Annotated in this window: 12 protein-coding genes; 2 read left to right on the forward strand and 10 right to left on the reverse strand. The window is 31.6% G+C overall.

Features of this window, described 5'->3' with window-relative positions; genetic code table 11:
- Nucleotides 1-66: 66 nt before the first annotated feature.
- Both argS and Q0K76_RS11455 read right to left on the reverse strand, forming a co-directional pair.
- Complete coding sequence (argS, locus tag Q0K76_RS11450) at nt 67-1,800, reverse strand: arginine--tRNA ligase (protein WP_294615804.1); 1,734 nt, start codon at nt 1,798-1,800, stop codon at nt 67-69.
- Nucleotides 1,801-2,216: 416 nt separating this feature from the next.
- The gene (locus tag Q0K76_RS11455; RefSeq protein ID WP_294615806.1) at nt 2,217-3,047 is read right to left on the reverse strand and encodes a MetQ/NlpA family ABC transporter substrate-binding protein; all 831 of its coding nucleotides are present in this window, start codon (nt 3,045-3,047) and stop codon (nt 2,217-2,219) included.
- Between the two features lie 315 nt (nt 3,048-3,362).
- On the opposite strand from Q0K76_RS11455, the gene Q0K76_RS11460 reads away from it, so the two are divergent.
- Both Q0K76_RS11460 and Q0K76_RS11465 read left to right on the forward strand, forming a co-directional pair.
- Nucleotides 3,363-4,145: a hypothetical protein gene (locus tag Q0K76_RS11460; protein ID WP_294615807.1), complete on the forward strand. Its 783-nt coding sequence runs from the start codon at nt 3,363-3,365 to the stop codon at nt 4,143-4,145.
- 14 nt (nt 4,146-4,159) lie between these two features.
- Nucleotides 4,160-4,930, forward strand: coding sequence for a hypothetical protein (locus Q0K76_RS11465; protein WP_294615808.1), 771 nt, complete (start codon nt 4,160-4,162; stop codon nt 4,928-4,930).
- A 64-nt stretch (nt 4,931-4,994) separates the two neighbouring features.
- Here Q0K76_RS11465 and Q0K76_RS11470 read toward each other — a convergent pair whose 3' ends face one another.
- The 8 genes from Q0K76_RS11470 to Q0K76_RS11505 all read right to left on the reverse strand — a co-directional run.
- Nucleotides 4,995-5,291 carry a hypothetical protein gene (locus Q0K76_RS11470; protein WP_294615809.1) on the reverse strand — a complete coding sequence of 99 codons (297 nt, stop codon included), beginning with the start codon at nt 5,289-5,291 and terminating at the stop codon, nt 4,995-4,997.
- Nucleotides 5,292-5,358: 67 nt separating this feature from the next.
- A complete protein-coding gene (locus tag Q0K76_RS11475; protein ID WP_294615810.1) occupies nt 5,359-6,711 on the reverse strand; it encodes a M23 family metallopeptidase in 1,353 nt (450 codons plus the stop codon).
- 23 nt (nt 6,712-6,734) lie between these two features.
- Nucleotides 6,735-7,304 carry a hypothetical protein gene (locus Q0K76_RS11480; protein ID WP_294615811.1) on the reverse strand — a complete coding sequence of 190 codons (570 nt, stop codon included), beginning with the start codon at nt 7,302-7,304 and terminating at the stop codon, nt 6,735-6,737.
- 80 nt (nt 7,305-7,384) lie between these two features.
- Entirely contained in the window at nt 7,385-8,029 is a 645-nt protein-coding gene (locus tag Q0K76_RS11485; RefSeq protein ID WP_294615812.1) for a hypothetical protein, read from the reverse strand.
- Between the two features lie 65 nt (nt 8,030-8,094).
- Complete coding sequence (locus Q0K76_RS11490) at nt 8,095-9,198, reverse strand: hypothetical protein (RefSeq protein WP_294615813.1); 1,104 nt, start codon at nt 9,196-9,198, stop codon at nt 8,095-8,097.
- A 25-nt stretch (nt 9,199-9,223) separates the two neighbouring features.
- Nucleotides 9,224-10,903, reverse strand: coding sequence for a hypothetical protein (locus Q0K76_RS11495; RefSeq protein WP_294615814.1), 1,680 nt, complete (start codon nt 10,901-10,903; stop codon nt 9,224-9,226).
- A 209-nt stretch (nt 10,904-11,112) separates the two neighbouring features.
- A complete protein-coding gene (locus Q0K76_RS11500; protein WP_294615815.1) occupies nt 11,113-12,129 on the reverse strand; it encodes a hypothetical protein in 1,017 nt (338 codons plus the stop codon).
- A gap of 67 nt (nt 12,130-12,196) precedes the next feature.
- Nucleotides 12,197-12,923, reverse strand: a 727-nt coding sequence (locus Q0K76_RS11505; protein WP_294615816.1) for a M23 family metallopeptidase, incomplete at its 5' end; no start/stop codon positions are given.

Raw genomic sequence — 12,923 nt, forward strand, 5'->3', positions numbered from 1 at the left:
AGGAGTGGCATACGTTTGAGTATAAATTGATCACCAATATCCGTTAATATTGGTGATCGTTTATGTTTACATTTTTTCTACCGTTTTAATGCCGAGCATCTCTAAACCAATTTTCAACGTTTTTGCGGTTAATGAAGCGAGTTTTAAACGGCTCATTTTGAGAGTGTCGTTCTCGGCAGTCAAAATAGGGCAGTTTTCATAAAAACTTGAAAATAGTGTGGCAATATCATACAGGTAAGCACATAAAACATGTGGTGTGCCTTCAGCGGCAACGGTTGCAATAGTTTCATCAAATTGAATTAAGCGAGTGGCTAATGCGCGTTCTTTATCGGAAGCTAAGCTCACTGTGCCAGTTAAATCATCGTCAGTAATACCAGCTTTTTTAAATATCGATAATACCCGAGTATAAGCATATTGCAAATAAGGCGCGGTATTCCCTTCAAATGACAACATGTTATCCCAATCAAATACATAATCGGTAGTGCGATTTTTAGATAGGTCAGCATACTTAACTGCACCAATAGCAACCGCATCGACTATTTGCGCCAACTCTTTATTAGTAAGTTCCGGATTTTTAGCGCGAATTAATGCTGTTGCTCGTTCAGTGGCTTCATCAAGCAAATCATTTAGTTTAACCGTATCACCTGAGCGGGTTTTAAATGGCTTGCCATCTTTACCTAACATCATACCGAACATATGATGCTCTAGTTTTAATGATTCTGGTACATACTTCGCTTTGTGGGCGATGAGCCATACTTGTTCTAAATGTTGATGTTGTCTTGAATCAGTATAATAAATAATACGTTCAGCATGTAATTGTTCATAACGATATTTAACGCAAGCAATATCGGTGGTGGCATACAGGTAACCACCATCACGTTTTTGAATGATTACGCCCATTGGTTCGCCTTCTTTATTTTTGAATTCATCTAAAAAGACAACAATGGCACCGTCACTTTCAACGGCTAGTTTCTTTTGTTTTAAATCGGCCACAATACCCGGGAGCATACTATTATAAATACTTTCTCCCATAGTATCGTTTAGCGACAATGTGACATTTAAGCGCTTATAGGTGGCGATATTTTGAGTCATGGTGATATCAACCAGTTTGCGCCACATGGTACGACAATACTCATCACCACTTTGAAGTTTCACCACATAATTACGAGCTTTTTCGGCAAAGACTTCATCTTCATCATAATGTTTTTTAGCGGCACGATAAAAGGATTCTAAGTCTGCTAGTTCCATATCGTTAGCATGTTCGTTTTGCATCTTTTCAAGATAGGCAATTAGCATGCCAAATTGGGTGCCCCAATCACCAACATGATTAGCCCGAATCACATTATGACCTAGAAAGCTTAATACGCGAACGCTAGCATCACCAATGATAGTTGAACGTAAATGACCCACATGCATCTCTTTAGCAACGTTCGGAGCCGAATAATCAATAACAATGGTTTGCGGTTTGGCAGGTAAGGTGATATTGAGTTTATCACTGTTTAAGGCAATTTCATTTTGCTCAGCAATCCAGCTAGCTTTAAGAAAAATATTGATAAAACCCGGACCGGCAATTTCCACTTTGTCAGCAATATCATCGATATCTAAATGTTTCAGTACTTGTTCAGCAAGTGCTCTTGGTGGCATCCCCATTTTTTTTGCGGTAGCCATAATACCATTAGCTTGATAGTCACCAAACTGGACTTTAGCTGATTGCTTGATTAAAGCGTCACAGTCGCTATTTGCGCCGGCCATAATCATTGCTTGAGAAATGCGTTGAGTTAGTAATTGTTGAATATTCACACTAGACCTAATCGATTATAAGAAAAATGTCCAATATAATACCGACAAAGCGAGCAATTGTCACTGATCGGATTAGCTAAGTAGTATTAATATACTAAGTATCAATTTATCTCTTCATAAAATGGCATATTTTCGGCAAAGCTCTTTAACCGGAATACCGGCTTCAGTTTCTTTTAAAATAGATACAATTTGGTGCTCTGCCATTTTTTTCATATACAAATCCTCTTTTGCTTTTATCATAGAGAATTTTCTACTTGTTTGCTGTACTATTTTAGGGGGTATTTACAATATCGCTCTATTAGAGTGGATTTAATTAAGAAGTAAGGCATACCAACAAGATAAATCAAACAAATCCTAATGATAAAATATCCTAATTAAATAATTAGGATATTTTATAAAAATTCTATAATAATTAACTATTGCTGCGGCCAAATAAATCGACCTTTTGCTTCGGGAGCTTCGTTGATAAATTGCTTCAGTTGTGCGGATTGGTAAAGTTGTTTAACATCTTGAGCCCACTCAGTATTTAAATTCTGTTTTTTTAACACCACCATGAGTTCTAAATTTGGTGATAATTGTTCTTGAACTAAGGCATTTTCGGCCGGCACTTTACTTAGCCATGCTACCCCACCAGGCATAATCGCATAATCAACTTCGCCCAATATTCGAGGGATAAGTTCAGACAATACAGCTTTAAATTGTAAGTTATATTTGTTATCGGCAATATCATCTAAACTTGCTGTACCTGACTGTGCTTGCGGTTTTAAAGTGATCCAATGCAATTTTTGTAATAACAATAATGCTCGTGCAGCATTAGAAGGATCATTAGGGATCACAACGGTTTGTCTTTGTGCAACTTCATTAATTGAATGGTGAGATTGTGAGAATAAAGCTGCTGAAATTGATGGAATATGAACTAGCGAAACTAAATCATTATTAGTTTCTTTATTATAGACATCCAAATAAGCCTGATGCTGTGCGGCATTCATATCAATACTACCTTCAACTAAAGCAGTATTAGCATCGCGCAGAGAACTAAAGTTAACCAGTTTAACGGTATAGCCTTGCTTTTCTAATTCCGGTTTCACTACTCGTTCCATTAAGATGTTGTGCATGCTTGGCGGCATACCCACTATAATCTCTTTTTTGTGCGCTTGCGCTGTTGGCGACGAAGTGGAATTTTGCTCGCAGGCAACCAAAGTCAACCCCAAAAGCATAAGAACGACAAGATTAAAGTATTTTTTCATTATTTCTCCTTAATACTTAAGTGTTGATTATGGTGTAAGCCAATTAAAAATATTGATGATTGCTTCATTATAAAGATGGATTAGCAATCACCAAATATAAAAAAATTATATCAATATGCCAATTAGTCATATAAAAATTGTAACCAATAGAAAATGGGGGTTCTGCTAATAATAGTAGAAATTGTTAGATTAGAGTTGTTACATTTGATTGAAGATTTATAAAGACTTTTATGCCATTTTACGTTATTGTTTTAGGTAAAGTCAGCAATAATAACTAAAAACTAACTAAGATTTAGAGGATAAAGGTAAGCTTCAATGGCATTTAAAAAAATCATTTTGGCGGGCATGGTTTTGACATTATCAGGCTGTGACCATAATCAGATAAATAGTACCTATACAATGAATAACTATTTGACTATTTTTGATTTTGAATTTGCTCCACACTCTAAGCCAATAAAAAACCAGACTTTAGAAGGGAGTAATATACAAACAATTACTGGCAATACCGATGGACTCTTTCAATCATATACTTCTGCTGATTTAAATTTTAGTGTTAATTATGCAAAGCAAACATACAGCTATAATGTTAGGGGGGAGAATTACCAATATACAATCAATTTTGATGATCATAACAACATTGTATCAATGGAAGATTCTCAAACTAATAAAAAACTATTAGTAACCTTAGATAAGCAAGGGCGAGTAATAAAAGTGGTAAATTCAACTTTTGGCAATGCGCCTCATTTTTTTATAAGTCAATTTGTTTATCAAGATGATCTATTGAGCAAAACTTCCTTAGAAATACGCCAAAAATTTGATGTTAATGATAATGATGAAAGCAAATCTTTCCGGGTCTTATCTAGACAAAAACAATATTTCTATAATAATCAAAAACAATTGCATAAAAGCATTGAATATACTTATTACTCTGGCATGGGGGCACCAGATGAAGAACTTAATAACCAGCAACCGCCCGATAAACAAGAAACCTGTGTTTATGATGATCATAACCAATACGGTGACTGGACTAAATTATATTGTCTTGACACCAACAACAAAACCAGTAAATTTCAATTACGCACGCTAAAATATTATTGATAAGGTGTACCAAAATGGTAAGAATAACGTTAGTTGCCTGTTTATTAATGCTGTTATCAGCATGTAAGCAAAGTGAACCCCAGCACCCTACTCCCCTTATCAACAATTATGTGTTTTTTGATGCATTTGAATATATGCCTCATTCCAAAATAATCAGCAAACAAACCATTATCGGGAGTGATCAGAGGATTATAAATACTAATGCCGATGGTTTTTTAACATTAATAGAAACTAAAGAAGTGACAAAAACGCATCAATTTAGCGAAGATGACAAAATCACTGAATCAAAAATGATTATTGATTATCAAGCCGCTAAAACCATTATGACAAACAGTGATGATAACCAACTACCGTCTAACTTCGATATGCAATTTGATAACCACAATAATATTAGCAAATTAGAAAGTTTAGACCAGCGCATGACTTGGCTGGGTACTTATGATGACCAAAACAGATTAATAAAGATTACACGCACCACTAATCCTAGTTTGATGACATCAATCATAACTATTGCTTACGACAAACAACAAATCCAAAAAATTACTTCTGACATTTTATGGGAACAACAGTTATTGCTTAAACAAACAAAACAATTTTTCTATGATGAACAGCAGCGACTTAATAAAATTATAATTAATACTCGCAAAGTAATGGACAAATCTTCCGATCCAACTATAGAGTGTTCATTTTATGACTATAATGAAAATGGTGACTGGACTAAATCCTATTGTTTAAAAGCTAAACAAAATCATACCCATTTTACATTACGTAAGATTACTTATTGATTACCACCCCTTAAGGATTAAAACCTAAGGATAGGTACAAATTCCGTAGTAGACGTTAGGAGGATCATTCTGGACCATCATCAAAAGTGTCACTATCCAATTTTTTAATAAATACTTCATCTATCACTTCTTCAGGAGAGGTTACGTAATAAGATTTAAACTTATATACATCATTATTTTTGCCAATAGAACTTAATTTTTTGACTTGATACTCGTTATTATCTAAGTAAATTGTATACAAATCATCAAAATAAAATTCGGCTTTATTTTGCCCAATATTACCTGTGTAAATATAGATAATGGCATGACTAATTGTGGGTATTAATAATATAATGAGTAAAATAGACTTGATAAAATTCATTGGATTATTCCTTGCTTTATTTTTTTATACATTGTTTTTTAGCTTTCACTTTTCTCGCTGTCTTTTTTTATTCCTCTTTTTTCAGTCTTCGCGCTTTTACTTTTTTCTGTAAATCTTGATCTATTGGCTGTAAATTAACAAAGAATGCCGGATTGATTTTGAAAGCTAATTTACCATTTGGTGTACCATCTTTTATTGTGTTACTCGTTGCATTCATTGCGATTTCTAAATGTAAGTGAGGGTTACAAACTCCTTTAGCATTACCGGTATCACCCGTATAGCCAATTAAATCGCCTGATTTAACCTCATCACCGATATTTAAATCAGTACGTTTATTACTTAAATGACAATAGCGTAAATAAAAATACACACGATTTATATCAAAATTATCGGATTGCTCTATTTCACCTTTTTCACTAAATTCAAGCGTATATTCATTTCTTGATGCACGTAAATCATCACCTTTAACTTTTATTACTAATACATTTCCATATCCACCTTCTGATTTATATTGTACGATTTCACCATCTAAACACGCAAAACATGGTGTACCAATTCTTGCAAATAAATCTAAGCCGGTATGAGCTTTCTTTGCGCCATTGGAGTATGTACGAACCATGCCAAAAGCACCATTCCAATAATACTCCAGCTTGTTTGAACTAAAATAAGTCCTTTGTGGATTTTCTAAAGGCTCATGCCATAGTTTTATTTTAACTGGAAAATATCCCACCATCGCCACAGGATGAATAAACCAGACTTTGCCGTTTGAGGATAAATTAGTCAGTTTGGGCGTATTTGAGTTATTTGGGGTATTGGCGTTGGTGGTTTGATTATTGTTTGTTACTTGTGCCTCTGCAACTTTTTTCCACCACAGTGATGGTTTGATGCGTTGCTCTTTTTCAATTTGCCAATTTGATTTGACATTTTCGTGCGCTTCATCGAGTTTTTCAAATGCATATTCTCGTTCATTAGGTTTGGTTATATTATGCTCAATCAACAGCTTTTCTATAATATCCTTTTGTTGTTGTTTTTCTTCTTCAAATAATTCATCTATCTCATTCCATTTACTTAATGCTTCATCGGCATACCATTCACTTTCATATTTTAATAGTAAATGCCCTATCTGCTCTGCTGTCCAACTTCTGCGTAAACCTTCCTTTAAATATTCATAAGTAAAAGGCGGAAGTGGTTTTTTACGTTGCGTTGAATATAATGTTGATTGCGTTAAGATACGGTGTAATGCCGACATTACGGGTGTGTAGTCTTCCAAATCCAAACTAACCACTTTATTCTTTCCCGTTTTACTGGATAATTCACCAACCGTCGCTTTCTCCTCTATGGTATTAAATCCTGACCAATGCCAGGGGGTCACGCGTTTTATATGTTTCTGGGCATTTGCTGTGGCAAATCCAAAAATCACATTATTTCAATTTATAAATTAATTTAGTATTTGCTAACCAATTTATCTACTAACTCAAATTTACCTGATTGAGTATTTATTTTATATTTATTCCAGCTATCAGCCGTTGTTGATTCTAAGTCATAAGTGAAATCTAATGTCCATAAATAATAATTATTTAAATAATATAATTTTTCTGTAGCTAAAACATTACTTGGATCATTTATATATTCATAACATATTACAGAATCTACTTTCACTTTATTTTTATAAGATATTAATTCTATTTTTAGAAAAAATTGATTTTGGTTTTTCTCTTTTTTTAATTTTAACTCTATATCATTTTTTAGTTTTGAAATGGTTATTTCATCATTAGTCAGTCCATTAAATTGAAGATAATAATTTTTTTTTATCTTAGTAACTGTACATAAGTCAGAATTATCGTGACAAGTATTATTTATAGATAACATAAACTCTTTACTCGATAACAATTTTTCCCCATGTAAACTATCATTTATTAAAATAACTTTGTCTTGCGCACTTACGATTTTATTATTGGATACTGCGAATATTGTAATTAACAAAATAATTGGTATATAAATTAAATTTCTCATATTGATTATCCTCTTTATCATGATAAAGAGGTTAAATCGCAGCGTATTTGTATTATTAAATTTATCACATAACTTAAGAACTAGTGGCATATATTTTTATCAAGTTTATTTTCATAGTGGCAATTGTATGAATCCTCTAATTTAAATTTCCCATTGGCATTGATTGAATATTTTTTCCAGAATTTAACTATTGATCCATCTTCATCAGAGCCAAGTTTTAAAATATAAATATATTTATCTATATAATAATATTGAGACTCTACATAAAAAGCACCGTAATCATTTTTCACATAATAAATGGTGAGACTATCGTTTATTTGATCATTTATTTTTGTAAACAATTTAAGTTCTACAATGTTTTCATCACTAACATTTGATGTATCTATCTGCTTTATTTTTTCTAAAAACACATTAATCCCATTTATTGAAGGCAAGTATACTTTTTCATTTAACTTCATGTTGTCAATTGTTGTTACATAACCAAAAGTTATTTTTGACAATAGGCATTTTTTTATTTCATTCGTTCCACCAAAAGGATGAGCTATCTTACAGGAGTCATCTATTTTCTTTGCAAAATTCTTGCTTGCGATATGTTTATCACCTTGGTATTTTAATAATTCTTTATTTTGGTTTTTTAAATGTATGGGATTATTCCTAACTTCAGCATTCGCATTAAGAGAAATAAGACAACAAAAAAAGAACAGTACAGATAAATTTAGTTTCATAAACAATGACCTTTATTAAGACATTCATTTTTATATAGATAATTGGCAATATAAATTCTTAAGGCTTAATTACACTGCCAGCTAGTCGGTGCATCACTGTTTACGCTTTCAAATTTATAATTACATTCCAGTGATTCAATTAATTTGAAATGTTTGCCTTCATCAATTTGATAATGCTTCCAATAATCAACTACGCTAGTCTCATAGTAAGTTCCTTTCTCTACAAGTGGTGAATTCTCAAAACTAGACACTTCCAATAGCCATATGTTTTTTAATTTTTCATCGATATAATAATATCGGTAAGTTATACTTGATTCACATGAGTCAAAACCATATAAAGTTAAACTATCAATAACGTTATTATCTTTTTCAATAAATAATCTATACTCATTTGAAAGGTTTTCTTTAGATATTTTTGGGGAAGCTAAATAATATTTATATTGCCCATCTTGATAAATTTCTATTTTATTATTCTCAATTTTTTCTAAAATACGAGCATAAAAAAGTGATAATTCGTCCGTTATACATTCGCCATATTTTAAGGATTTATCTTCATCTGCAAAGAAATTACATTGTTTATTAATTAGATCAATAATACTTTTATCTTTAATCATTGGATGCCCCAATAAATTGATTGGATGATGTTGTCCTTTATATTGGCTTGATAATTGTTTTTTATCAGCTTGTTTAGAAAAGAAAATCAAATATCCTTCTTCTGTCGTGGCAATTAAATAATCGCTGTTTTTTATGAGGTTATTTAAATTTTTAGGGCAGGATTTATTTATATTTGCTTTACTATAAGTAATAACATCCATTTTTTGGTTTAAAGGTGATTTTTCTTTAATAAAAAGGTTTTTATATAATTTACTTTTTTCAATTGAATTCCAATAAGTTTTGGGTGTAATAAATTTAATAGAGTATTGAAGTGAGCATTGATTATCGATTTTTAGATTATTGTTTGTCAATACAATTATTGTGTTAGCAAACTGTTCAATTAGATTTTCTCTTTTCTGTAATAAATTATCTCTGGTTTCTGCTGTTTCACCATAAGCTGTACTTTTTGAGACTTTATAAAAATACCAAGTTTGTTTAGCTTCATTTGCATAACCATAATTTATTAAAAGAAAAAAATATATAATAAAGTATACATAAATTTTTTTTATTGACATATCTATATCCTTATTAAATCTTTATTCAACTAACTTCAATTATCGAATTATGTTCAAAATTTTCGGTATGTAAATGAGAGTCATGTAATTCTTTACCATTTATATATCCAGGCATTTTTTCAAAAATCTTTTTATAACTACTGCCTATTCTAAAGTTTTGAAAATGGAATTTGTATAATGCATTGATAAAATCTTTATCTTTTTGTCGTTTTTTTGAATCAGTACTTTTACTAAAATAAAGAGTATCAATAGCTTCACCATTAATATGTAATGAGCTAGGAAAACAAGAACCCTGTTCATAAGCACTACCAGTTACAATGATGTTTTCTTTTATCTCTGCTAATGCCCCTATAAAACCAGCCATAACATCTGGATTGGTATATTTTCGAAAAGTTTCTTGAAGTTCATATTTGATAATTACATCATCATTTACATAATTAACACTATCAGGAATTCTGATTAATTGTGCTTCTTCTTCCTGTTGTTGGTATAATTTCCATACATTTCCTAATGTTTTAGAATGATACCCATATTCAGCTATATCACCATTAGTCATAGTTAGTCTTTGATAAATACTAACCCCTGATTCTGTTTTTATCCATTCATGAATATCGCCATTGGTATATTTAGCTCTTGATTTTATATAGCCATCATTAACAACGGTTTTATTCTCTTGAACTGTTCCATGATTTGGATATGTATATCTTCCGGTAGGATTATTAACAAATAATTTCTTTTTAATGGTATGCCATTCACAAATACAAATTTCATGTTCATTATCATTTTTATCATGATAAACATATTTATATTTTTGCTCGTATCCACTTGTTATCTTTTTGGGAAAATGTTTTTCGATTTTACCGTCATGGTAAATATGGTAAGTAACAATACTTAAAACATTAAAATAACCCATCATCGCCACCGGATGAATAAACCACGCTTTGCCGTTTGAGGATAAATTAGTCAGTTTGGGCGTATTTGAGTTATTTGGGGTATTGGCGTTGGTGGTTTGATTATTGTTTGTTACTTGTGCCTCTGCAACTTTTTTCCACCACAGTGATGGTTTGATGCGTTGCTCTTTTTCAATTTGCCAATTTGATTTGACATTTTCGTGCGCTTCATCGAGTTTTTCAAATGCATATTCTCGTTCATTAGGTTTGGTTATATTATGCTCAATCAACAGCTTTTCTATAATATCCTTTTGTTGTTGTTTTTCTTCTTCAAATAATTCATCTATCTCATTCCATTTACTTAATGCTTCATCGGCATACCATTCACTTTCATATTTTAATAGTAAATGCCCTATCTGCTCTGCTGTCCAACTTCTGCGTAAACCTTCCTTTAAATATTCATAAGTAAAAGGCGGAAGTGGTTTTTTACGTTGCGTTGAATATAATGTTGATTGCGTTAAGATACGGTGTAATGCCGACATTACGGGTGTGTAGTCTTCCAAATCCAAACTAACCACTTTATTCTTTCCCGTTTTACTGGATAATTCACCAACCGTCGCTTTCTCCTCTATGGTATTAAATCCTGACCAATGCCAGGGGGTCACGCGTTTTATATGTTCCTGGGCATCTTTTTCGATATTTACCCAGCCTTTTATCGGTAAACCATACTTATTCCCAGCTGTAACACATGCCCAATTTACATATTTTTCATCAACCGCCAGAGTGTTATCCTGATTTAATGTATCAATTGACAATGTTCGGGGATAGTATACGGTATTGTTTTCTGTCGCTTTGGGTAATTTGTCCAGTGATAACGGAAATTTTTTCCAATAATCTATCGATGTATTTTGAAATATGATAACAATATCAATGAAAATTCTTTTACGCCCAAGTTATATACCTAAATCGATATTAATTGATGCGACTATTATTTATAAATCGCTAATTACTTATCTCACCGCGATTAATCTTCATCATAAATATCATAATAATTATCATCATTATCATCATCATCTAAACTTCTTCGACAATTGGTTATCTCTTGCGAAGTACATGCTCTTTGTTTATTACCGTTCTCTAAATATTCTATATATTGGCATTGTGTTTTGATTTGTTTATAGTGATTGTTACCCATATATTGAAAGGTATCATTTAGCTCTATTCTGCCTTCTGTTTTTCTACTGAAGCATAACTTATAGTCTGTGGCAGTTTTTGTTTTAGAATCAAGGCGAATATCATTACCTTTAAGATTTAATTTGACATATTTTTTTTGTTTTTTGTCATAACTATAATATTCAGCTATCACTCTCGCCCCACCACGTCCATTAAATAATAACGAGCCAATACTAAAATCATTATTATCATCATCAAAATTATAATCATCGTTTCCGGTTGTAATATGTGTAAAAGATTCAAAAACACCTCCCTTTACGCCAGTAATGGTTTGAATAAGACGACCATCTTTTTTGCTAAGGACTTTGATACTAACAATTTTTGCGGCTTCTTTTTTCTTCTTAGATATCACCAATTTAAAGTAAAAGTCTTTAGTACTATTTTCTTGTAAAAAATCGATATTGTTAAATTCTGCTTCATCTAATCTATTTTTATTGTAGATGTCATATTCAAATATTTTATGTAAATCTATTTTATTGCCACTAAGGGTATTTCCGGTCAGTTGTTGATAATTATGTTTGAGATCATAAAAAGTGTCACTATCCAATTTTTTAATAAATACTTCATCTATCACTTCTTCAGGAGAGGTTACGTAATAAGATTTAAACTTATATACATCATTATTTTTGCCAATAGAACTTAATTTTTTGACTTGATACTCGTTATTATCTAAGTAAATTGTATACAAATCATCAAAATAAAATTCGGCTTTATTTTGCCCAATATTACCTGTGTAAATATAGATAATGGCATGACTAATTGTGGGTATTAATAATATAATGAGTAAAATAGACTTGATAAAATTCATTGGATTATTCCTTGCTTTATTTTTTTATACATTGTTTTTTAGCTTTCACTTTTCTCGCTGTCTTTTTTTATTCCTCTTTTTTCAGCCTTCGCGCTTTTACTTTTTTCTGTAAATCTTGATCTATTGGTTGTAAATTAACAAAGAATGCTGGGTTGATTTTGTAGGCTAAGCTATATTTTATCTTTTTTTTGCCTTCAAACTTATAACTTACATTATTGTTTTGATACATTGCGATTTCTAAATGTAAGTGAGGGTTACAAAATCCTTTAGCATTACCGGTATCGCCAGTATAACCAATTAAATCGCCTGCTTTAATCTCATCACCGATATTTAAATCAGCACGTTTATTACTTAAATGACAATAGCGTAAATAAAAATACTCACGATTTATATTAAAATTATTGGCTTGTACTATTTCTTTTTTTGTTTTTTCAGTAAATTCAAGTGAATATTCATTTCTTGATGCGCGTAAATCATCACCTTTAACTTTTATTACTAATACATTTCCATATCCACCTTCTCCTGCATATTGTACGATTTCACCATCTAAACACGCAAAACATGGTGTACCAACTCTTGCAAATAAATCTAAACCTGTATGTACTTTAGTACCCTCATTTCTTACAAAGCCAAAAGCGCCATTCCAATAAAACGCCTGCTTGTTTGAGCTAAAATAAGTCCTTTGAGGGTATTCTAAAGGTTCATGCCATAGTTTTATTTTAACTGGAAAATATCCCACCATCGCCACAGGATGAATAAACCAGACTTTGCCGTTTGAGGATAAATTAGTCAGT

Origin of the sequence: uncultured Gilliamella sp. (assembly GCA_945271295.1) — a bacterium.
GTDB lineage: Bacteria > Pseudomonadota > Gammaproteobacteria > Enterobacterales > Orbaceae > Gilliamella.